This is a genomic window from Frankia sp. AiPs1 (assembly GCF_023716945.1).
Classification (GTDB): domain Bacteria; phylum Actinomycetota; class Actinomycetes; order Frankiales; family Frankiaceae; genus Frankia.
In genome coordinates, this window is sequence record NZ_JAMQQF010000001.1 from 44,500 (window position 1) to 67,776 (window position 23,277).

At 67.6% G+C, this 23,277-nt stretch carries 15 protein-coding genes and 1 pseudogene; 7 read left to right on the forward strand and 9 right to left on the reverse strand.

The window, feature by feature from the left end:
- The first annotated feature begins 199 nt into the window (after positions 1–199).
- Positions 200–685, forward strand: a complete 486-nt coding sequence (locus ND748_RS00180; protein ID WP_251743246.1) for a hypothetical protein — start codon at positions 200–202, stop codon at positions 683–685.
- Positions 686–1,602: 917 nt separating this feature from the next.
- Here the strand turns inward: ND748_RS00180 and ND748_RS00185 are convergent.
- The gene (locus ND748_RS00185; RefSeq protein ID WP_251743247.1) at positions 1,603–2,673 is read right to left on the reverse strand and encodes a hypothetical protein; all 1,071 of its coding nucleotides are present in this window, start codon (positions 2,671–2,673) and stop codon (positions 1,603–1,605) included.
- Positions 2,674–3,482: 809 nt separating this feature from the next.
- Between ND748_RS00185 and ND748_RS00190 the strand changes: the two genes are divergently transcribed.
- The 3 genes and pseudogenes from ND748_RS00190 to ND748_RS34825 form a co-directional block, all read left to right on the forward strand.
- Positions 3,483–3,773 carry a hypothetical protein gene (locus tag ND748_RS00190; protein WP_251743248.1) on the forward strand — a complete coding sequence of 97 codons (291 nt, stop codon included), beginning with the start codon at positions 3,483–3,485 and terminating at the stop codon, positions 3,771–3,773.
- Positions 3,773–3,946: a hypothetical protein gene (locus ND748_RS00195; protein WP_251743249.1), complete on the forward strand. Its 174-nt coding sequence runs from the start codon at positions 3,773–3,775 to the stop codon at positions 3,944–3,946. The genes ND748_RS00190 and ND748_RS00195 overlap by 1 nt, the downstream gene beginning before the upstream one ends.
- Positions 3,947–4,078: 132 nt before the next feature.
- Positions 4,079–4,189, forward strand: a pseudogene (locus tag ND748_RS34825) (recombinase); the annotation flags it as partial.
- A gap of 428 nt (positions 4,190–4,617) precedes the next feature.
- Here ND748_RS34825 and ND748_RS34390 read toward each other — a convergent pair.
- Complete coding sequence (locus ND748_RS34390) at positions 4,618–5,271, reverse strand: RDD family protein (RefSeq protein ID WP_251743251.1); 654 nt, start codon at positions 5,269–5,271, stop codon at positions 4,618–4,620.
- A 46-nt stretch (positions 5,272–5,317) separates the two neighbouring features.
- Positions 5,318–5,734, reverse strand: a complete 417-nt coding sequence (locus ND748_RS00210) for a DUF2752 domain-containing protein (RefSeq protein WP_251743252.1) — start codon at positions 5,732–5,734, stop codon at positions 5,318–5,320.
- A gap of 356 nt (positions 5,735–6,090) precedes the next feature.
- Here ND748_RS00210 and ND748_RS00215 point away from each other — a divergent pair, with 356 nt between their 5' ends.
- The 3 genes from ND748_RS00215 (at position 6,091) to ND748_RS00225 (ending at position 9,243) form a co-directional block, all read left to right on the forward strand.
- Entirely contained in the window at positions 6,091–6,330 is a 240-nt protein-coding gene (locus ND748_RS00215; protein WP_251743253.1) for a DUF4158 domain-containing protein, read from the forward strand.
- Positions 6,331–6,544: 214 nt separating this feature from the next.
- Positions 6,545–7,354, forward strand: coding sequence for a hypothetical protein (locus ND748_RS00220; RefSeq protein ID WP_251743254.1), 810 nt, complete (start codon positions 6,545–6,547; stop codon positions 7,352–7,354).
- A gap of 227 nt (positions 7,355–7,581) precedes the next feature.
- Positions 7,582–9,243: an HNH endonuclease gene (locus tag ND748_RS00225; protein WP_251743255.1), complete on the forward strand. Its 1,662-nt coding sequence runs from the start codon at positions 7,582–7,584 to the stop codon at positions 9,241–9,243.
- A 305-nt stretch (positions 9,244–9,548) separates the two neighbouring features.
- Here the strand turns inward: ND748_RS00225 and ND748_RS00230 are convergent, their stop codons facing one another.
- From ND748_RS00230 to ND748_RS00255, 6 genes are all read right to left on the reverse strand, one after another.
- Positions 9,549–10,754 (reverse strand): DUF2399 domain-containing protein, encoded by a 1,206-nt coding sequence (locus ND748_RS00230; protein ID WP_251743256.1) that lies wholly within the window; start codon positions 10,752–10,754, stop codon positions 9,549–9,551.
- Positions 10,751–16,000, reverse strand: coding sequence for an SbcC/MukB-like Walker B domain-containing protein (locus ND748_RS34395; protein ID WP_251743257.1), 5,250 nt, complete (start codon positions 15,998–16,000; stop codon positions 10,751–10,753). Before ND748_RS34395 ends, ND748_RS00230 begins: the two co-directional genes overlap by 4 nt.
- A complete protein-coding gene (locus ND748_RS00240) occupies positions 15,984–17,300 on the reverse strand; it encodes a DUF2398 family protein (protein ID WP_251743258.1) in 1,317 nt (438 codons plus the stop codon). Before ND748_RS00240 ends, ND748_RS34395 begins: the two co-directional genes overlap by 17 nt.
- Positions 17,297–18,808 carry a DUF2397 family protein gene (locus ND748_RS00245; RefSeq protein WP_251743259.1) on the reverse strand — a complete coding sequence of 504 codons (1,512 nt, stop codon included), beginning with the start codon at positions 18,806–18,808 and terminating at the stop codon, positions 17,297–17,299. Before ND748_RS00245 ends, ND748_RS00240 begins: the two co-directional genes overlap by 4 nt.
- A 145-nt stretch (positions 18,809–18,953) precedes the next feature.
- Entirely contained in the window at positions 18,954–21,950 is a 2,997-nt protein-coding gene (locus ND748_RS00250) for an AAA family ATPase (protein WP_251743260.1), read from the reverse strand.
- Positions 21,947–23,203, reverse strand: coding sequence for an exonuclease SbcCD subunit D (locus ND748_RS00255; protein ID WP_251743261.1), 1,257 nt, complete (start codon positions 23,201–23,203; stop codon positions 21,947–21,949). The genes ND748_RS00250 and ND748_RS00255 overlap by 4 nt, the downstream gene beginning before the upstream one ends.
- Positions 23,204–23,277: the final 74 nt, after the last annotated feature.

Consider the following 23,277-nt stretch of genomic DNA (forward strand, 5'->3'; position numbering starts at 1 on the left):
GGCAGGGTGGGTTGTGCTCACCCAGGCAGGCCTGGTTTCCTACCCCCCCGACGCCGCCCGTGCCGGCGGCGCCGTCGGCGCCGTCACCGCCGAAACGCGGATCGTTGGGATCGGGGGGAGGCGGCGTCGCGTGCCGTCCGGGGTTGAGACCCCCGGCCCCACCTGCGGTCTGGCTGCCGCCACCCCCAGGAGCCCCCGGATGGCCCCCGTCGACGAGGGCACCACCAGCAGCGCCGGCAGCACCGCCACCAGCGCCGCCCGCGCCGGGCAGCGCGTAGCCCTGGCCCCCGGTGCCGCCACCGCCGCCGCCGCCCGCACCGACCAGCGCTCGATCCGACAGACCGCACGTCAATGCCGCGCAGCCAGTAGCAGCGATCCGTACATCCGAGGAACCGCCGCCGCCGGCGCCGTTGCCACCGTTGTTACTCGCGGTCCCGCCAGCGGATCCGCCGGCGTCGCCCTTACCGCCGGCTACACCACCGTTGGAGCCGCCGAACCCTCCCACGGCCCCCTGCCCGCCGGACGGCCCGTTGTTCTTTCCGCCCGAGCGGCTGGCGGCAGTGCCGTCGGCGCCCTTACCGGCGATATCGACCTGCAGTACCCGGCCTGCCGGCAGACCCGTGATCGTGCCGGCTGCCTGGCCGCCGCCCCCACCGGCGCGGCCGGTGATGTCTCCCACCGGTGAGCCGCCATGTGCAGCGTCACCGGCAACGAAATAGTGGCCGCCCTGGGCGCCGACCGCCGTGATCTGAACCCACCGTGCACCCGTGGGAATCGTGAAGGTGTCCGACCCGGCCGTGTTGTAGGTGCACGTAGTCCCGCTGAGGACACCCGATTTCCCACACGGCGACGGCGAAGAGGGCTCGCAGCCGGTCAGCCCCAGACTCAGCACCATGCCCAGCACCGAACCAGACCACGCGACGACATGACGACGTCGTAGGACGTTGCGCCTCCGCCGACAGCGTGTTCGCGAATTAAACAAACCTGCCAAGTTCAAGCACCCTCTTAGCTATGCACCCCGAAATCAAACTCCAGGGGCCCAGAATTGTTTTTTCCAGATCCATCGACGAACGTGACGAAGCTGTGGGACGTGCCGAGCAGTCACGTCGGTTCGCCCTGTTTCTTGTGCCGACCAGAACGGTGAGATCCGGTCCGATCGGCGCGATAACAGATACAGGTTCAGTGCGCCGGCCGAGCCAGGCAGGGAGTACCGTCATCGCGCGGGCCGCGCCGCCGACGCCCCTGACAAGGTGCGCCCACGAGGTGGGTGAGTGCCTGTACCCGGCTCCGTCCAGCCGGGTACAGGCACACGGTGCGGTCTGATCGGTGCGCCGCACTCCTCGCCGGGAAATCGCCGGCCCGAAACGGCGCCGGCTGCCCCGTGCGGTGCCGTTTCGGGCCGTCGGTCGCAGAATCAGGTACAGCTGACGAGCTGGCGGTGTCGTCGGTAACCGTCCAGGGTCAGGCGACGGTAGGACACCAGTCGGCGGACGATCCTTTCCGCGGTTCTGAAACCGCGGGTGCCGTCATGCGACAAAATTTCGGGCGGACCGCGCTTCGGTGCCGGGCGGCCCGCCTGCGGACCACAAGGTTCGGGTGTCCTCAGACGCCGTCGTTGGCGCACAGCGCCCAGACGTCGGAGTAGGTGCTCGGTGAGCTCATGCCCCCCGTGTGGGTGAAGGCTGTCCAGTACGCCGCCGCGGTGGTCCCGTCACTCACCGGATTACCGCTCGAGTCGCTGGGGAAGCTTCCGTTGAGGTGGTCGCCGCCCGAGCCTGGTCCGGTGAAGTCGGTCGTGGTCACGCTGCCGCCGCTGATGGCAGCACCCCCGCTGATCAGTTTCCCGTCCCCGCTGGGGCAGTTGACCGTCACCTTCTTGCTTGTACTCCCCGTGGTCGGGCCACTCGCCTCGCTGTAGTGCACCTTCACGGTGACACCACTGATGTTGATGCCGCTTCCGCTGCAGATCGCGTAGACATAGGTCTCGTTGGTGCTGTTGGTGCCGTTGGCCCACCCGACGGCGGTCCAGGAGTCGGGATTGGTCTCGCCATCGGCCGCGGCCTTCAGACCGAAGTCATGCGCCGAGTTGTTGAAGGTCGGAAAACTGGCGATCGGCTTGAAGTCACCGACGCTGGCCGGAGTGGCACGCGCACCGCCGCCGAGCAGGATCGTGTTCGCCGGGCAGGTGGCCGTAACCCGACCCACCGTTGTCGCCGTGGTGGGTGCGTTGACCTTGTTCATGACCACCTGGGTGTGATTGATCAGATTGCTGGTGAAGCACACCGCGAAGGGGGTCGTGGAGAAGGAACTGTCAGCCTGGCCACCACTTCCACCGATCCCGAGCCAGTGGGTCACGTCGGTGCCGACGACCCCGGTGGAACCGGTGTACTCGGAGGTACCGTTCGAGCTGGGCGAGGTACCCATCACATGGTTGCCATTGCCGGTACCGGTGGCCTGGTTGATTCCACCACCGGAGATCAGGCCGCTACTGCAGTCCGCATGGGTCGAGATCTCGGAGTTCGCGGTCGAGGGGCCACTGGTAGCCCCGGGTGTCTTCACCGTGACGGCCACGGTGTTGGCGTAAGCCGCAGTCGGGATGGCCACGGCCAGCGCGGCACCCAGGACGAGGGCAGTTCCCGCTGTGCGCGCACGCACGGACAGATGTGCTCTCACGTCAACCTTCGCGTCAGGGGTGTGGAGGGGGCAGATGCACCCATGCACACCGGAAGGACCATGTCCGAGGGGGAAACGCAGGTTGTGCGACGCTGCACAAGGTCCGCAGATGCGGCCGCATCGGCAGTAATCGAGCCGCATCCACGTCGAACTTCTAGTCCGTGTGCCGCTCCGTGTCAAGAAGAGTCAAAGATCGGAACTATCCTCGATCATGCTGTCGGATCGCCTCGGAGGCCAGCGCGCCTGGTTGAGCAGCTGCTCGGGAGAGATCGCTACGGGTGCGGCGGGACCAGGCATGGATCTGGTTGTGATTATCACGGTCGTTGCGTCGCGACTGGGGCGACCGTACGTTTAGAACCTTGCGGATTATGTTGTGCTTGAGTTGATTAATTTGTGTCTGTCGATGGTCGGGTTCAGTGTCCGTATCCCGTCCGGTCATGGATGTAGTTCAAGGGTGCTGTGGCGGTTTTGTACGGGTGGGTAGTTGGCCCGGAGACGCCGGTGGAGTTTGGTGCCTGGCCGACGGTGTCCAACCAGCTCCGCCAAGGGCGGGACGCCGAGGTGTTCACGGCCCTGCCGGAAGACCAGATCGGTCAGACTGCCACGCGGGGAAACAAGGTGACCCATGGGACGGGGCCGGTCGCCATCGGTGCGTCGGAGAGAGCCCATGGAGTGGCGCGCGCGCGCTGGGACGACGTCTACGGCCGACCAGCCGGTGAGCGACGTCAGCTGGTTCCAGCGTGAGCCGGCCGGCTCGCTCGACCTGGTCGCATCCGCGATCCGCGGGACCAGGGCCAAGCGATTCGGTCGTGGATGTCGGCGCACGCACCGCCTCGGACCTCGTCGACCGGCTGCTGGAGCGTGGCGACCAGGACGTCACCGTGCTCGACCTCGCCGCGGACGCCTTGGCCGTCACCCACTCCCGCCTCGGGGCACGAGCCGACGGCGTGCACTGGCCGACCAGCGACCTCCTGGCCCGGCAACCGCCGCAACGCTACCGCCTCCGGTACGACCGGGCCGTGTTCCCCTTCCTCACCAACGCGCACGGCCAGGACCGCCACCTCGCGGCACTCAGCCAGGCCCTCGCCCCCGGGAGATAGTGATCATCGGAACGTTCGCCGCCAACGGCCCGCAAGCCTGCTCGGGGCTGCCTACCGCCCGCCACGATCCCGACGATCTGGCCGCGCAGTTCCCGAATCTCCGCATCGTGCGCACCAGCCGGGAAGACACCACACTCCGGCGGCACACGTTCAGCCGTTCACGTGACTCCTGATGACCAACCGCTGACAACCGCGCGGCGAGGGGCGGCGCAGCAGGTGAACGCCGGGGCCGCGATCGCCGTCGCCGGCTGAGCCGGCCAGCCCCCGTCCTGCTCGTAGGCCTACGGCTGCGACATGGGGGCGGGATGCGGGTCGGTTACGTGCGGGTCAGCAGCATCGAGCAGAACACCGCCCGCCAACTCGACGGGATCGATGTCGAACATATGTTCGTTGACCGGGTGTCGGGGAAGGCAACCGCGCACTACGCCCAGATCCGGGGCCGCCGTGGTGTGCAGAAAGCCGTCGGCGCGATCTGCCATGACATTCTCATCGCCTACTGGCACATCGTCTACGACAGCACCGAATATCGGGAACTCGGTGCCGGCTGGACGCAGCGACGACGCAGCATCGACGCTCAGCAGAAACGGCTCGTCGCGCAGCTGGAGAAACTCGGCCTGAAAGTCACCGTCGAACCCGAACAACCGGCGGCATAGGGACCAGGCCCCAGCACCCGCGGTCGGGAACAGGGCCCACGCCCGGGACCGGACCACCCGGCGCGGTCTGGCGCGCCCGCGAACGATCCAGCCCAGACGCCGAATCCTCACCCAAGGTGAGGTGCGGACAGTGATTCGCACCTAGGACTCGGGTGGTTCCGGGACGGGCGGGGTCGTGTTCCTCGCGATGATCAGACGGGCACAACGACCGTGTGCACGATCTTGTCGGCGAGCGTCTGCCGTTTGGCGTCCCACAGCGGGAACAGGAATCCGACGTAACAGATGATGCCATCGACGAAGTGACAGAGATCGCGGGCAAGCGCCATCGCCGGTCCGATCGGCTGGCCGGTGACCTCGCTGACGAGTCGGATGTTCAGCGTCTTCTTGCCCAGCGACTGGCCAGTCCTGCCGCCCTGGATCCATCGGTTGTAGATGATCCAGCCGAGCGAGGCCAGCCAGAGGATCACCAAGAGCGCCACCGCCGGCCCGCGGAGTATCGCTCCGAACAGCCCCAACACGACGATCTGTGGCAACGCGTCGATGATGTACGCGCCGACTCGCTGGCCCCAGCTGGCGTAGGCGCCTGGCCCCACCGGCTGGCCGGGCCCGTACCCTGGCGCGGGCTGTGGGTACGGGTTGGGCTGGTAGTAGCCGCCCTGGCCGGGCTGCTGGTACTGACCGGCCTGCGGGTACTGGCCGGCCTGCGGGTACTGGCCGGGCTGCGGGTACTGGCCGGGCTGCGGGTACTGGCCGGGCTGCTGGTATTGCGGGTACTGGCCGGGCGGGGGCTGCTGGCCCCACTGCGGGGGATATGACTCGGACGGGGGTGGGTTATAGCCGGTCACGATCGACCTTTCTGAGAAGAGCGATCCTGCATGGATCGGCGATCGCCTAGATGAAGTGGTACCGATGCAGCTGAAAGAGCCAGCTGAGAGCTACGACGACGTATGCCGAGTACCGGGTCCGCGCACGCGCGGCGGCGGACCAGGGGCGTGGCGGTGGCGCCAGGCCGAGGAGCCGAGCCGCCAGGATCGGCGTCGTCGCGGTCACCAATGCGGCCGTGAGATAGATAAGAGGGCTGGTGCTGGCGGCAGCCGTCCATTCGCTATGGGTCAGCGCGACCGTCGCGGTCGTCAGCCCGCAGAACGGACACGGCAGGCCGGTCAGCGTGCGCAGTGGACAGGGAAGGCCCCGCCCGCCCGCGCGCGCCATGATCGTCGGATAGATCGCCCCGATCAGGCCCGCGCCCAGGCCGGCCATGGTGATGTGCTCGGGAACCGAGTACATCCTCCGCAGCATCGCCGACATCCCCCCGTTTACTCCGCAGATGGCATTCGCCGCATGTTAGGTGCGGCCATGCCTATCTGCAATGTCAAAAATTTGACGTCTTCATGATTTACGGGGCGATCGGTGACCGCCGCGAGAACCGCGCCGACAACCAACCGATCATCGGCATATGTGGGTGACCTAGACTCGACTCATGGTCACGATGAGTGGCACCGGGTGCGGTGGTGTCGGTGGCTGGCCCCGAAGTAGCTGACGGCGTCCCTGGGGGACCGCCGGGATACGGCAGAAAGAGGCAACGGATGACCGTAGCCCCGGTGGCGGGACATATGGGGATCGCCGAGTAGCCTGTCGATCACTGTCGGGGCGCGGGGCGGTCGGTGGCGTCGATCGAGCGGACCTCGACGGGGCAGCATCGGCTGGCGCTGCTGGTGTTGTTGAAGTGCTACCAGCGGTTGGGCTACTTCCCGAACCTGACCACGGTGCCAGGGGACGTGGTCGGCTTCGTGTGCAGCCAGCTGGGACTGGCCGAGTCGGTGGCGGCGGAGCATGACGCGCCGCGCACGGTGACGTGCTGCCGCGCGGCTGCCAGGGCGAATATCGCTCTCTGTAGCCGTTAGCCAGGCCTTCAAGATTAATTGCTGACGCAGCGGCATCGCATGGGCATCACATCGACTACTCATCGATCTTCGTCCTGGCTGAGCCGTCACAAACGGCCTGGTCAGAGGGTGTGGACCATGTGTACCAGCATCCGAACCGTTTGATCTTGGCTGCTGGCCCTGAAGTCACTGTCCGGCCGGTTGCTACCCGGGCCCTGACCAGGGACGATGCCCAGTGACCGTGCCAGCAGCAACATCATCTAACCAATCGAACAGGTGTCCCGAATTCCTGGCGGTGTCGGACGTTTCGGCCCGCCTTGTAACGGTGATCGTCGGCGTGGTGGTCGCGTTGACGTTCCTTTTCGGCTTCGGGAATGTCCTTGCGCTTGGGCTGCGGCTCGGCGTTCCGATGTGGGTAGCGCCGCTGGTCGCTCCCGCTGTCGACCTATCGGTCGTCGGCCTGCTGCTCGGTAGCCGGTCACTCGCTGTGAACGGCGGTCCAGTCGAGGTGGTGCGCTCGGCACGGAGGCTGCTCATCTTCGCGAGCATGGTAACGCTGGCATTGAACATCGCGGAACCCCTGATCGCCGGCCGTTACGGCAAGGCCGCGTTCGACGCCGTCGGACCGCTGCTTCTTATTGGGTGGGCAGAGGTCGGACCAGGTCTTCTGTACGCCATGCAGAACCCTGCGAGCGAGCGGCCACTCGCCGACTCACGGGACGCCGAGAGGCATTCGGGGGCCGTCGAGGGCCGGGACCCGCTGCCTACGCCCGCGGCCGAGCGGTCGCCGGGTGGGGCTTCCGGGAAGGTGTCGTTGTCCCATGAGGCCGCGCGCGAGGCGCGTAGGCAGGATCTTCTCCACCGGGCCCGCGCCGAGGATGTCCTGCACTGGCAGCAGCACCAGCGCCCGATCTCCGCTGAGACCCTCCGCAAGCGACTGCGCGTTGGGACGCCGACGGCGCGCGGTCTGGTCACGCAGCTCCGCTGCGATACCCATTCCCAGATCGAAGAGAACACCCGGCTACCGACGCAACAGGACCTCTGACCGAGCCCGACGCACGGCGCCCCCGCTCCCAACGGCCCTCCGTCGGGAGCGGGGACAGCCAGGGCGCTTCTCGATCGCCCCTCGGCCCCGCGCCGTCTTGTTCCTTCACGGTGGCAGTCAGGCGCTACCGCCTGACCGGTCGCCTGTGGGGATGGTTCCGGTCGGGTGGTAAACATCTGGGTCGAAGTCATTCGCATGGGCGAAGGCCCTACGCTGGCGGAGGGTAGATGGCGGGCCGGGGCCTGTTCACGGACAGGCAGGCACAGAAGATCATCGATGATATTGCTGCGGGTAGATGCACGCAGGCTGAGGCAGCTGCATTGCATCAAGTCTCGCCGGCAACGATCAGCAACCTCGTGCGCGGGCACACGTACCCGGACTTGCAGCGTGGCCCGACCGGACTCACCGACGAGCGGCGCTGGTATGGCCTGCCTGAAGTTCCGGAACGTCGCCGCGCCGGCGTCGCAGCCTTTTGGGACCAGACGGCACGGAGCGGCGACAATGAATGCTGGCCGTTTCGCAGCGCCGCGCCCGGAGAGTACGGACAGGCCGCGCCTGCTCTCGTGGGAAGCCCGTCGGCACACGTCGTGGCCTACACCCTGGCTAACGGCCTACCCAGCCGTCCGCCGCGCGGTCGTGTCATCCGGCATCTGTGCAACAACCGCCCGTGCTGCAACCCGGCGCACCTGCTGGAAGGGACTGACGCGGAGAACAAGCAAGACCGGTTCCGCGCCGAACGCGCTGGACTGGTGGGACCCATCGAGGTTACCGATCCGGTGAGACCGCCAGAGGGCGGGTGGATCATCGAAGTTGGGAACGTCGCCGAGCTGGAGCAGCTCGCCCGAATCGCGGAGTTCTGGTCCCAGGTCGATCAGGCAGGCGGGCCGGATGCCTGCTGGCCCTGGACCGGCAAGACCATGCACAGCAGCGGCTACTACGGCCAGATGCGCTGGGACGGTCGCAACGCGGTACCGGCCCACCGCATCGCCTATGTCCTCAGGTACAAGATGGAGCTGTCGGACCTGTCGCCGGCGCAGCACGTCCGTCACCTGTGCCCCGGCGGCGCGAACAGTCTTTGCTGTAACCCTGACCACTTGAAGATCGGAACGGCCGCCGAGAACCGGGCGGATACCGTGGCCGACGGCCGTGTCCCACGTGGCGAGCAGCATCACGCCGCCCAGATCTCGGACGCCGACATCGCCGCGCTGCGCCACGCCTACTGGTCGGTCGCCGAAGACAAGCGTCCCAAACTCACGGACCTCGCCCAGCAATACGACGTGAGTGTCTCCACGATCGGAAACTGGCTCGAGGGTACGAGCCGTCTCGACGCGGGCGGCCCCATCGGTCAGCTGCCCGTCAAACGGTTCCTGAACGCGGAACTCGCCCTCGAAATACGACACCGCCATCACGACGGCCAGGAGTCCATCACGAGCCTCGCAGCTGCCTACGGAGTCGATCGCGAGACCATCGCGGACGCACTCAAGGGGCGGTCTTTCGCCGATGCCGGCGGCCCTCTCGGAGTGCGCCCGCAACGCCGCGGCATGTCCGAGAAGACCGTGTTGGAGATCAGGCACGCGGTCGCCGACGGTGAAACGGTCCGCGAGGTCGCAGCGAGACTCGGCGTCAGCGAGGACGCCGTCCGCAAGACGGCGAGCGGCCGGACCCACCCGTCGGTCGGCGGACCGATCACCCGCGCTCAGCTCACCGACGCCCAGGCTCGTGCGATTCGGCAACGTCATGCCCAAGGCGAGTCACGCGCCACCCTCGCGGAAGCGTTCAGCAGATCACCAGCAACCATCGACGACGTCCTCGCGGGACGAACACACGCCGACGCCGGCGGCCCGCTTACCGAGGTGATGCCCCGAGGCCAGTGGCGTCGGGATGCCTGACGTCCGTCGCCCCCGAAGGTCGACCTAGCCGCCTCTGAGGACGGGTGGTCCTGGATGCGGGGTCCTGATCCCGAGGGTCGGTCAGGGCCTGAGAGCCGCGGTCGTGTTGCCGAGGCGACGGTGGAGCAGCGACAGCGTTGAGAACAGGTCCAGGGACTGCAAAGTTCTGACTTGTCGGCGTATGAGGCCCGCCGTGGGGACGCCCCGGCAGTCACTGCTGGAGCGAATGGCTAGTCCTCCCGATAAGTCAGGGCCAGTGTACCATTCCGAACTTGGGGGCAGCGATGGGCACTAACCGTTGGAAATCAAGAATTCGCACCGTCTACTGGAAGATCGGATGTCACCATCGGACCTAGCGGGTCGGACGAGTCCGGTCCCAGCAGAAGGTCCAGGAACGAGGCGTTCTCCTGGTAGACGGGCGTCTCAGTAACTCCGCCCCCGAACTGTGCGGGTACCGGCTTCAGGACGCGCGCGCCAAATCGCGTCCGTACGAGTTCTGAAATATTCTCACCAGAGGAGTCCTGATCTCCACTATAGAGAATTGGGACGCCGTCGTCGGCGAGGTATTGAAGGAACTCGTGGTCTACGGCCGCGAGGGACCCCGATGTGCATGCGAGGGGTTCTTGGCATCCGCGGATGATGGCCTCCTCGATCACCGAAGGATTCTCGACGACGAGGACGGGCCTGGCTGGCGAAATGTGCGGCCGATGCATGATCAAGTCGTAGAGGCTCAGGTGTAGAGGGCGCCTTGATGCTGTGGCAGCGCGTATAGCGTCGTCGATGGGTCCGTCGCCGGTGGCAACGAGGTTGAAGCCGATGACGGTGGAGCTGATCCGGTCCACGTGGATTCCACAGCGCGCGAGGAGCGCGGCTCGGCTGTTCGGCGCGATGGCCGTGCTCAACGGCTGGCCGGTGAGCTCGGCAACGAGCATGACGAGCTTGGCGCCTTGGCCGGGCGGGTTGAGGTCGAAGTAGTGGGGATCACCGGCGCAGTAGAGCGACAGCCGGGGCAGGGGAACCGGACGGTCGAGCGGTAGGAGCGTGTGGGCGCGGGCCAGAGCGTCGATGAGGCGGCGGCGGTCCTCGACCGAGTTCTCGGACAGGCCACCTGCGCGCAGGTACGCAAGGAGCTGAGGCGCGCCAGGTAGCACCGAGTGGGCGTAGGCCCACACGTCGGCCTTCATCGCGGCGAGCCGGCGGTTGGGCTGCAGCACTTCTGGGATGCCGACGGTCGTCTGCAGGATGTCGGCCAGCTCGATGGTTGGCCCGAGGGCTTCCAGAACGCGGTCGATTGGTACCGTGACGCGCCCGTCTCGCGCCGTCAGGCGGGGGCGGCGAGTCCCGCGTGTGGTGCTCGGCGCGTAGGCGAGCCATCCGTTGATGCGAGCGAGACCCGTGCCGCTCAGGGTGACGCGCACGCTCTTGATTGCCGTGAGGTCCCCGGTGGCGACCCAGCGGTCTCGGATGGCTTCCCAGAGCGGTCGCACCTCCGGGTCGTGAAGGTCGCTCACCGTAGGTCGTCGGTGACGTCGTCGGAGGTCCGGGCAGCCTGTCCCGGGATGGAGATCCGTACGGCTTCGGGGAGGCCGGCGCCGCGCCAGATGTAGGGCATGGCGAACCGGGCGCCACTCGCACTCCTGATGATCTGGTGAATGGCTGTGGTCCGCAGTTCGGGAACGAGCAACTTGCCCATCGTTGGCAGGGTGGCTAGCACATCGAGGTCCCAGTCGCGCAGGAGCGCGAGCAGGGTGCGCATGTTGGTCTGGTCCACGGCCGCGTCGAGTTCGTCTATGAACGCCATCCGGGGCCCGATGTATCCGGGTGTTGAGTAGAAGGACTTCACTGCGGCGAGCAGCGGAAGCATGCTGGCCAGGCGTTTCTCGCCCGTCGACAGCGTGTCCAGCGGATTCTTTCGTTTGGTGATTTCACGGAAGACCTCGCCGGGGTGTGCCTCGTCGGAGAATGCCTTGTGGGTGACCTCCACGTGCCAGGTGTACCAGGTGCGGTAGTCGAAGACCCTCGCGGTGCGCTCTGACGCCGATTCCGCGGTCTCCTCGTCTGCCAGTCGCGCGATGAAGAACTCGTACATGTCGTCGAAGTTGCCGTCGACGTTGGCGGCTTGGACGTGGCGCCGCGCCTCCTGAGCGATGGGATCGTCGAGCCGTGGCTTCCAGCCGAGGCGGACCCCGACTCTCTCGACGCCGGTACGTACGCCCTGGAGCGTGGCGTCGATGGCGGTGACGATGCGCTCGGCGAGGTCTATGCGGGCGGCGATCTGTGTGCGTAGCTGGGTGAGGAGGGAGCCTTTGATCTCGGTGCGGAGCTTTTCGTCGTAGTCCTTCTGAAGGCCGTCGAGCCGCCGGCCGACGTCCGCGATGGCCTGCCGGAGGGGCCGAAGCCGGCCTGCTGTGTCAAGTGTGGCGTCGCTTTCGGCGACGACGATACGGCGGAGCCCGCCCGTGCCGAACTGGTCCTCGCTAATGTGACGGCCCATCCGGATGAAGACCTCGGCCACGGGGCGGACCTCGCCCGCGAGCCTGGTCGACTCCCGCTGCAGTTGTTCGCGGACGCTGCCTGCTGCCACCCTCTGGGAGAGGCGCCCGGCCGCGGTAACTGCTGCGGCGAGGTCATCGGGACGTTCGTAGCTGAGGCCGTCCTCGACGTCGGCGATCAGGCCATGGCCGAACAGTTCGAGGAGGCGGTCGAAGGCGCCTGCCCGGTCCTGGCGGGTTCTATCGAGATTCTCTGCCAGCGTGTCTGCTCGTACTTCGAGGCCGGCGAGGTGTCGTTCACTGGCCCGGGCGTTCGCCTCCTCTTGGGCGGCCAGGTCCTTGGCCTTCTGTTGCTCCGTACGGTTGTGCTCGTGCTCGCCGAACAGCTCCTGAAACGACTGCTCATGTACACGGCGTTCCTCGTCGAGCCTGTGCTGCTCGGTGCCGGCGTGCGCGGTCGTCTTTCGTTCGGTCTCGGTCGCGCTGTCTGCTCGCTCGGAGGCGGTGGTGGCGGCGCCTCGCGCAGCCTGCGCCTGGCGACGAATCAAGATTGTCCGCTCGGCGGCGCTGCTCCATCCCTCGATGGACTTCGCGAACCGTCCGACGGCGCCGCTGAACTCGTCGAGGTCGCTTTCGTTCAGCGGCAGCCGGCGTCCGTCCTTGGTCGTGGCGGCGGCGCGGCATAGCCGTCGTGCTTCCTCAGTAGCGTCCTGGCATTCCTCCAGGTCGCCGCGTGCGCGGGCTTCGTCTGCGGATACCCGCTCGAATTGCTTCTCCGCTTCGTCGAGCAGAGCGAGGGCATCGCGTAGATCACCCAAGGGAGGCAGGTCATCCCGGGCCTGGTGCGCCTGACCATCTCGGGAGCCTGCTTCGTCTGCGGCTTCCTGCGCGGTCTCTGCAGCCTCGTCTGCCAGTCGCTTTGCCTCTGCCCAGTGGGCTTGGTCATCCAGCGCGCGGGCAACCGCTTCGGCCCGACTGCGGCTGGGGTGTAGGTGCTGGAGCAAGGCGGCGCAGGCGACCACAGCCGCGGCAACGCCGTCTGGGTCGGCGGGCGCGGATGCCTGCTCGCAGACGTCTGCGGCCAAGCCGTCCGCGGCCTGTGCGTCGTCGTGGCTCCCGCGTGCGCGCTGCGCGGCAGCGTCGTGGGTCGCGGTCGCGACGGTGAGCGCGGTCTGCGTCTCTGCGAGCGCGGTCCGCTCCGCGAGCAGGTCGCTGAAGTCGGGCAGGACCGCCTCGCGTACAAGGATTTCGATGTGATCTTTGGCTGTGTCGAACCTTGCGCACGCGGCCTTGATCTCCTGAGTGAGCGTAAGACGCCGTCCGTGGAGTTGTTCCAGCAGGCGTCGCCGTTGCTCGGCGCGTGCGGTCGCACCGATGAACTGCGGCTGCCAGCCGCCGGGGGCTGAGGCCGTAGCCCAAGCCGTTCGCAGTTGGTCACCGATGACGGCGATGTCGTTGGCGGTAGCGTCCGTGTTGTAACCGATCTGCGCGAGGACACCTGTGATGAACTCGGCGCCGATCGTGTCGGTGGGCTGAGCGATCAGGACATCCGCGAGGGTGCGACCGTCGGCGGGATCGCCGGGGCGTAGCAGCACCTCGCCGGCGATCGCGTTGCTGCTGGGATCCAGCCAGGCGTCGAGGATGCCCGCGGTGAGCAGCGTGCCCTCGACCACGGCGCGTTCCCTCTCGGGCAGGTCGGGTGCGAAGTCCACTAGCGCCCAGAGGGGTGCGCCCTCGCGTCCGGCGCGGTCAGCGCGCCAAGGCGGAGCCGAAGGCGGTAGCTCCTCTGATTCTGCCTTCGTGATCTCCTCGTTGAGTGCCCGTAGCTGCTCCTCCAGGCTGCGTACGTCACGTCTGGCGGCTTCCAGCGCTTCGCGCAGTGGGGACTCCGCCCTGTCGCGGGCGACGGTGGCGATCTGGGTCCGAAACGCGTAGAGGTCTCCCTCTCGGGCGTCGGATTCTTCGGGGATCTCCTGCGGCTCGAGGGCGAGGATCTGCAACGACACCGACCAGTTCGTCACGTTTTCGGTGTATGCGGCGACTGCGTTGTCGAGGCGGGACCGCTGATGGGCATGGCGCCCTACGACCCGCGCCAGTTCTGCGGCTGCCTCTGCGGCGATCTCGGCCTCGGTGGTGGCACGGTCGCGGAGCTGGACCGCTATGGCCAATGCCTGTGCTGCCTGGCGCAGTATCTCGGCCCGGTCGGCTGCCTCCTGTACGGCTGCGTCCCCATGAGGCAGCCCGCTGAAGGAAGAGCCCAGACCGAGGTCGACCGCGTCGAGCGTGTCGATCCACTGCAGAACAGCCCGCGGTGGTGACGGCAATGCTGTGATTGTCTCTTTGATCGCGGCCGTCGCAGCTTGAAGCCGGCCAGCTGCGGTCGCGGTGACCCCTAGTGCTTCCTCGAGGTGCTCTCTGGCGGATCCGGCCGCCGTGCGCGCCGTGTCGTGCCGTGCGATGGCCCCTGCCCAGTCGATACGGCTGACAGCGCTCTGCAACGCCTGGTCCGCCCACGCGGTGACCGCGTCTGGGTCGATCGGCATGAGGGCGAGCAAATGCATTGGCACGGGACCGAGGACCGGACTGTGCGCCTCGGTGAACGCCCGCAACGCCCGCGCTGCCTGCTCGTGGGCGCCTGCCACCTGCGCCTTACACGCGCTGAGGCCAGGTTCCGCCGCGCTGACCGCGTCCGCCGCCGCCGTATGTCTGGCACTCGCTTGTGCCTGGACACCCTCGCGGACTCCGACGTGGGCGAGGGCACTACCAACCTGGCGAATGACTGTCTCGCGGTGCTGGACCCACGTCTTGCCAGGCTCAGCGACCGCGTGGAGGTCCTCCTCGACGAGGGTTTCGGGTTGTCCGAGGTCAGATGTGACCACGTCGGCCGCGGTTTGGAATGGCTCGGCGAGGATCTCCGCGCTGACCTCGTTCGAGTGTCTGCGCACCGAGGCCATGACGCTTACCAAGTGACGGCGCGTCGAGTCGAACGCCTCGACGGCCGTGTGCTCATCGCGCCTGGCTTGCTCGGCTTCCTCGCGTCGCTGCTTGGCAGTCTCGGTCGCGAGCCTGGCTGTGTCGTGCGCGGCCTCCACCGCGAGGGCGAGTGCGGGCAGGTGACTGCCGGGGTGGCCGTCAAGGCGGCGCGACAGCGCCTCCCCGGTGCTCCTCAGTTTGGTCAGGTGCTCGTCGGCGGCGATTTTGGCTGCCGTCGCGCGGTGGAGCCGGCCTTGGTAATCCGCCGTTTCGTCGGTCAGCCGGGCCGTGTCGCGCTCCACTCGCTCCACCGCGCCATGAGCGTCGAGCAGCGCATGCGCGGTAGCTGCCGCGGCGGTATCCGCGTAGCGGCCGTAGGCCTTGGACAGCCTGTTCAGCAGCTCATGCTCCTGCTTGGCCTTGTTGACCTTGTCGAGCAAGTCGTTGGACTGGGCGAGGTTCTTCGCCAGTAGCTCGACGTACTGGGTCGGGACCGCCGGCAGGGCTGAGGTGAGCGTGTCCTGCATCTCGGCGGCGGTCATGCGGTCGTTGACGCGGACGCTGCGCAGGGCCCGCAGCACAGTGGTCAACGCGGCCATTTGATCGCGGTCGGTGCCGGGAAAGAGTTCTAGACGGACCGCATCGGCGTAGGCGGCCTCCTCGTTGACCGCGGCGCCGTGCTTGCTCGCCGCCTTCAGCAGCCGTTCCTGGCTGGTAAAGATCTGCGCGTCGCCCGGAGGCAGTTGTTCGCACAATCCGTCGATGTCGACGGGATCGCCCTCTGACTGCAGGTGAAGGTCGACGCCGACCCGACGTGATGTGACGAACCAGACCCGCTCCAGCGCTTCGGATTTCTGGCCTCGCCAGCGGATCCAGAGGCCGAGAGTCATCCACCGCAGATCCCCGTCTGGGGTTTGGAATCCGAACTCAAGCCACCAGGCTCCGGTCTTCTCCCTGCCGGGGGTTCGGTTGTGATGGCGCTCGGCCAGGGTTCCGGCACCGCGTTGCGACATGGACAGGGCTGAGGTGCTGGTGTCCCCGTCGATCAGGGTGGGGAACCACTGGCCGCTTGTCAGTGACTTGCCTGAGCCGTTGGGGCCGACGAGGGCGCTCCAGCCGTCGTGGAACAGAAACTGCTCATCGACCCATGCCCAGGAGTTGACCACGCCCGCGCGCACGGGTTGCCAGCGTCCGACCGCGGTCGGCAGCGCGTCGACGGTGAGGGCGTTGGTGGCGCCGGTGCCGACGTCGAAGAGCGTGACGTCGACGCGGTTCTCACTGGGGTTGGTCACTGGTGCCGTCCTGCTGGTCGAAGAGATTGTCGGCGAGAAGTGGCTGTTCGTCGTGTGGGTCGGCGGCCGTGACCCGCACCCGCCAGTAGGCATGAGCGCCGGTCGGAGTCCACAGGCGTGGTCGGTCGCTGGTCGGGGTTAGGACTCCGGCGGCGACCAGGATGGCGATGGCTTCCCTGGTGAGGGTCTTGAGCGCCGCGGTGGACCGGTAGGAGCGGGCCCACTCGGCGTTGTCGGCTTTGGCCCCTTCGATGACGGCCTGGAATGCGTCCACTGGGAGAGGCGCAGCGGAGTCGTCGGTGTTCAGCCAGTGCACGATGAGCAGCGCGGCCTGGCCGGCGAGGGACCGCGGCTGGGGGAACTCGAGATCGGTGCTGCGCCGGTCCGGGTCGCCCGTAAGCCACAGGTCGCGGCGGACGATACACGTCAGCCCGGCGGTGAGAGTCGCGTTCAGCGCCTGTCTGCGTCCGCCGGGCGAGGCCAGGTAGCGTGCCTCGCTGCGGACACCGTCGAGGACAACGACCGCGTCGTCGATCACTGTTCGCAGAGCGCGGTGCCGTCGCTGAAGGTCGCGTTGGTTCTCGGACACATGCTTAGGTAGGTCTTGCTGGTCCTCGCACAGTTTCGCGATGTGCGTCCGCGGCTCGCCGATGTCGATCTGTAGCTGGGAGATGGCCGGTGCCGCTAGCAGGTCGTTGAGCCGCTCAGGGTTGCAGGTGATCACGACGTCGTTGGCGGCTGCTGTGCCAGTCGCAGCCAGCGGTCCGTCACACGTGATGATCCGCCACTCCTGCAGGAGCTCAAGCGCCTCGACGAACGCGCGGCGATGCTGTTCCGCTCGCGCCCGCGGCTCGCCTGCCTGGGTAACGACGTTGAAGGCCGGCAGGTCGCCGCGGCTCGACTCGGCCGCGCAGGTGCGGATGACTTCGCGCTGTAGGTCGCCAAAAGTGATCTCTGGGCGGCGCCAGAGTTGCTCGGCGGCCAGGCACAGCAGGATGAGGGCGAGCTTCGACGGGCTGCCTGCGTGCTCGCTGGGCAGGGGGCTCCGGTCGGTGGGCGGTCGGTCGCGACGCTTGAACAGGCGGACGTACCGGCCGAAGGTCGAGACCTTGAGGCGCCATCCCAAGATCGCCTGGAACCATTGCCGAAGGTCGTTCTCGTGGAGACGGGCCTGGCGGTAGAGGTCGGGCTCCGTCTCCTCGGTGAGGAACGGTTTGCGCAGCAGCGCTGCGATGACCGGTGTCAGATCGGTGAGCGTGTCGTCATCGTCGTCAACGAGGAGGTCCTCGACATCGGTCATCGACGTACCAGGGTCGCCGGTGCGCCTACGGGGGATATCTCAACTCGTACGTCAGGCGCTGTCAGCGTGCCCTCGGTTGTCGGGATCGTGACCACCTGGCCGGGTCTTCCGGTCGTGAGCCGCATACGACAGCGGAGCGTAAGTGCCTCGCCGAAGCCCAGATCGGCGTCGTAGCTGTCCAACGCCTCTTCGAGGAGGGCAACCAGGACCTCCAGGTGAGCACCGTCGATCTCGGCGAAGTGCGCCAGCCCCACCATGCCGGGCGTTACCAGTCCGGCTGAGAGTTCCGCGAGCCGCGCCAGCTCCGCAGTCGCCGCCTGCTCCTCCGCTTGACGAGAGAGCTCCAGGTTTTCCATCCGCCGCGGCGCGCGAGGCGCCGCCGCGCTGCTGGCCCGGCCACGCAGGCTCACGGATACTGCTTCACGCGGGGCGGCTGCTGTGATGGCCGCGGGCAGGACGTCGTCATCGTCGATCGTGACCTGCGGATGCTGCGCCGCCCACAGCCCGGTCGCGGCAGCGAACACCCCGTCGGCGTCCTCTGCGGATTCCTGTGCGTGTAGCAGCCGGGCTAGCTCGTGGAAGTCCGCTGCCAGGTCACTGGTGCGGTTGGACGCGTAGTAGCGACGCGTGATGGCCGACAGCAATGCGTCGATCGCGTACAGCGCAGAGTCGATGATCCTGTCGATGTTTCCGCCGGAGCTGAACCAGGCATCGAGGCTCTCCAGATCCGCGACGGCGTCGTCGATCCACGCTGCTGTACCGCCGGGTGCCATCGCCCCGATTCCCGGGGCGGCGGCCTCCGCGATGACGGCGTAGCCCGTGGCGCGGACGTCCTGCAAGCTGCGCCGCAACGGCGCGAGCCCTGCCTGGGTGTGCTGAACGAACTGGCGGAGCACGAGCATGATCCGGGCGCGGCTCTCGCTGAATACTTCGTCGTCGGTGACATCCTGCTGGTTGAGCATCCGCATCGCGTCGTAGTAGTCGCCTGCGGCGTCGAGCAGCTGGCCCAGATGCGATCGCACGTGCGTGAGATCGAGTGCCACCCGCATCGGTCCCTCGTCGAGGTGGAGGAGGAGCTCGCGCAGTGTGTCCTGAATGGACTCGATCAATTGCGGTGGCAGGGCGAGCACGCGGTCAAGGTCATTGATCGCGTCGCGGACCGACCGCACGATGATGCGGCCCTTCTTGCTCAGCGACCACGCTTCCTGGCGACGGTGGCCATCGCGCAGGTCCTCCCGGGCGGCCGTCGGGCTCAGGAACGGCAGGACGAGCCGCATCTGGACCAGGCCGTCCAGCCGGGAGCGCAGCTGCTCGGCGGGCATCGGCTCGCCGTATCCGTCCCGCCGCATCTGCTCGGCGATGTCTCGCATCGTGGACATCGGCGCGGAACCACTGAGCCGCAGGAGGGCGGAGAGGATCGCCGCGTAGTCCTCGCGCGCCTCGCCGAGTGGCTCGCCGACAAAACGCCACATATCGGGCTCGATGCCCCGCCACCAGTCGCTTCTCATGACCCCCCCTGCGGCCGACCGCCCTCCGCCACATAAGGATTACAGATGGGTACGACAGCCCGTCGGGATATTGGCGCTTCGCTGCACCATCGATGCGCGCCCACTACGGCTTCGCGCCTGTGCGGCTGGAGCGGCCCGTTGGGGGTCATGGCAGGAGTCCCCCGTCGAGGTCCTCGTCGACGAGCCGGCCCCGCTCCAACATGGAGGCCCAGTGCGCCTGGCTTCCGGATTCGTCACGGGTCACGAGGAGCACGTCACCGATGTTCTCGGCCACGGCTCGCATGTGGCTGATGACGGCGACGAGCCGTCCGCCCAGGGTCTGTCGCGACAGGGCAGCGAGTGCCTCAGCGAGGGTGTCGGCGTCGAGAGAGCCGAATCCCTCGTCGAGCAGAAGAGCGTCGGCGCGTCCACCGGCACGTCCAGCGAGGTCGACGACCGCCAGCGCCAGCGCCAGGCTGGCCAGGAATGTCTCTCCGCCGGAGAGCGTCCGTCCGTCACGTGGCTGCGACGTGTGCCGGTCGATGATGCGGAAGTCGGGGGAGAACGCGAACCGCCCGGCGGTCATGGCCAGCAGCTGGTCGGTAGCCAGTCCGAGGAGGGCCCGCTGCCGGCGCGCGACCACCGCGGCTTGGAAGCGGCCCGCGGCCAACAGCGTGGACAGTTCGCGGAGGGCGTCGACGAGCGGGGTCGCGGCCTCGATCCGCCGGTCCAGATCTGAGGCGATCGGTGTCTCGCGCTCCGCACGGTCGAGGTCCGTCTGGGCCACCATCGCTGCGGCTGCGGCTTCGATGATGAGTCTGTCGAACTGCTCCATCGCATCCACCCCGGCAGCGGACAGGACTTCGGTGATCTCGTCGTCAGCTTGCCGGGCCTGGGACGTGGCGGTAGCCGCTTCGTCGCGCGCCGCGCGCAGCAGAACGGCGACGGTGTCCTCAAGAGCCGCGGCCCAGGTTACGGACGTGGGCAACTCGTCGTCTGGGGAGCGCGGTGGTGGCGGCTGGTGGCCAACGAGGAGGGCGGTCTCGCTGGCGCGCCGAACCAGCTCGTCGAGCGCGTGGAGGAGCTTTGTAACGGGTCTTTCCACCTCGGTGAGATGCCGCGTGTCGAGGCGGGCTTGCAGGTCACCAAGCTCGCCTATCTGCGCTCGTGCGGCGGTCAACTGATCAGTGACCGCCTTGAGTTCCACCTCCCATTCGCGCGCGGTGCCGAGCAGCAGGTCCAGGCCCTCGACGGTGACCGGGTCGAGGCGCCAGAGCTCGGGCAGTTCCTCCAGCTTTCCCACTGATGCGCGGAGGCGTTGATCAAGAGCGAGACGGTCTGCGGTCAAGCTGTCCTGCCGTCCAGCGAGCGCTCGACGGCTCTGGTCCACCTTCGCAGCCTCAACGGCCAGGCTCTCCCGCGAAGCAGCCGCCACTTTGCCCTGTTCCTCCAGGCCCTCCTCCTCGGCGACACAGATAGTTAGGAGCGGTAGCACGACCGCATCGGCAGGCTGGTCGAGGTCGACTGCTCTCAGCTGCGGGGCGAGCCGATCGACTACCAGGGCCAGCTTCTGGCGCTCTGCGACTGCGCGTGGTTCCAGCCGCTCAACATCCTCGATGGCGTTCCGGCGGCTGAGAACTGCGGCGCCATGCCGACCCTCAATCTCCTTCGCGGCGGCGGTCGCGGTGGCCAGCACGGCTCGGGCCTCGCCCACCTCGCGTTCAGGAGGTGGTTGGAAGGTGATTGGAAGGTCGCGGCTGCAGACTGGACACGGCTGCCCCGGCTGGCAGGCCGCTGCGGCGTGAGCGGCGCTGTTGGATCGCATGACCGCTTCGAGTACCTGGTCGGCGGCGATCTGCCTCTCCTTGGCCGCGCCGAGCTGTGCTGCGCTCTCCTCCATCGCGGCCTCAGCCTGCTTGATGCGAAGACGAGCGCCTTCGACCTCGCTCTCGGTGCCGTGCAGGGCAATCCGCAAGCTCTGCGCGGAGGCGACGACGGCGAGCTGGCTCGCGACGAGTTCCCTGGACGCAGCCACCGAGTCCGCGGCGGACCGTGCAGCCTCCTCGGCCTCGCCAACGACAGTGGCCCGCTCCACGAGGCCGGCCGCGTGCTCATCGACGACGCGACGGTCCTCTGCGAGCCGCAGGTCGGCAGCCTCTATCCGGTTGCGGTCCGTATCGATGTTCGGGAGCTGTTCGCGTGCCGTCTCGACGATGGCGATCGCTCGCGGAAGGATCGACGGCCCGCGGCCTTGCCTTTCAGCCTCATCGACGGTGTCCTGCAGCGCGCCTTCGCGTCTCTGCCACTCGGTCGTGGCGTCCTGGCACGTCTTCTGTTCGCCGCGGATCTCCTTCTCGAGACTGGCGAGCGCCCCAAGAACAGCAGCCGCCGTGGGCTGTCTCGCGGCCTGGAGCAGCTCTTCTTGGCGTCCGGCAGCGGTCGCGCGGGCGAGGAGTCCGTCGCGCCGGGCCGCGGCGCCGCGGGCGGTGTCACGAGCATCGGTGAACTGGGCTTCGCGTTGGCCTGCGTCATGAAGCCGCCGGGTCGCCGCCGCCGCGGCGGCGGGCGGATCATCGAGCAGCTTCTGGCGTTCGATGATGCGCTGCGTAAGCAGGTGGTGCAGGCGTTCGTGGGAGATCTGCGCCGTGTTCCGAATCGTGTCGAGTTGGTCGAGACCAAGGACGCTCTTGAGGATTTCGGTCCGGTCCTTGGGGGTGGCGTACAGCAGCGCCTGGAACCGGCCCTGCGGCAGGATCACGGTCTTCAGGAACGCGCGATAGTCAAGGCCGATCATCTTCTCGATGACGGTATTGACTTCTGTCCTGGAGTCGTGACGCGTACCGTCGTCCAGGCAGAGCAGCTCGTGGCGTGATGGTGGTGACGACGAACGGGAGATGGTCCGCGTGACCTGCCAGGTCTTGTCGGCGCACCGGAACGTGAGCCGCACCCGCATCGTGGCTGCACCGTCGGCGATCAGCTCGCTGGCGTTACGCCCGTCCCAGGTTGATCCGCCATACAGGGCGAAGTACAGAGCCTCGAGTAGCGAGGATTTCCCGGCGCCGGTGTCGCCGTGGATGGCGATGAGACCGACCGAAGAGAAGTCGATCTCCTGCTCGGCCAGGTACGAGCGCAGTCCACGCAGGCTCAGGGACAGCGGCCTCATGCTGACACCTCCGCACCGTCGGTTGGCGCCGCTGCGGTGAGCAGGGCCTCCTCGTCGAACACCGGATCGCGGTCTTCCTCAATGGCCCCGAGGATCCTGCTGAAGGCGTCGAGGACGATCTGGGGGCTGGCCGCGCGGCTGCCGCGCTCGGCGAGGAACTCGGCGAACATCTCCCGAAGGCTGGGCTCCGCGTCGACCTCCACCTGGTCCGCGGTGACGATGTCGATCGACAGGTCCGAGCGTGCGGGCGAGACATCGAGCAGGGTTGCGCGGGGCAGCATGCGCCGCACCTGTTCGGTCAGGGTGGGCAGGTGGGTGGGCGTCTCGACTGTGATCACGCACAGGTCGTCGTCGATTTCGCTAGCGATGGCCTCGAGCTGCTCCAGGGTGCCGTGGAACTTGGACAACCGCCGGCCAGCACTGAGAGGGACGGTTTCGACACGAGCCGGCGTGCCCGGCTCCGCTTCGACCAGAACCACGCTCTTCGTCTCATGGATCTCGCCGAAGTCCAACGCGATCGGCGAGCCGGCGTAGCGGCCGACGACGTTCCTGCCCGGGAGTGCCTGCGGCCTGTGGAGGTGGCCGAACGCCGCGTAGCTCACGGCCGGGACCGTGTCGAGATCGGTCGAGTAGGTGGCGTCGATGTGCATCCCGCGCTCGCTGCCGCTGTGCGTCGCGCCTCCGACGTACAGGTGCGCTGCGAAGACGGCGATGTCTGTCGTCGGGTTGAAGTTCGTGAGCAGTGCCCTGCCCAGTGCGGCCTCGATGCCGCGTACCTGCGTGAGGTAGTCGGTGCCCCAGCTGGCCGGGTCGCCGAAGGCGTCGGTCATCAGGTGGGCGTGCTGGAACGGTAGAGCGGCCAGCCGCACGGTGTGGCCGCTTCGGGTGGGGAACTGCAGGACGCCATCCTGCGGGGCCCGGACCTTGGCCACGAAGTGGACCCTTTGGACCCCGCCCGAGATGCGCATGTAGAGGTTGAGCGCGTCCAGCAGGCTGGCGGAGTCGTGATTGCCGCACACAACGACGACCGGGGCGATCGACGCGAGCTCACGCAGAGCATGCCCCGCCCGGGTGATGTCCTCGGTTGCTGGGCGGGCCCGGTCAAACAGGTCGCCCGTATGGCAGATCAGATCTGGGCCGAACGCGCGTGCCACCTCCGTGATTTCCGCGATGACCTGGTCGTGGTCTGGTGCCCGGGATTGGCGGTACAGCGTCGCACCTAGGTGCCAGTCGGAGGTGTGTAGCAGCTTCATGACGTTCCTTCGCACGCAGGACAGTGAGGGGTCGCGGTGCCGGCCGCGGCGTGGACGAGCCGGTACGGAACGCG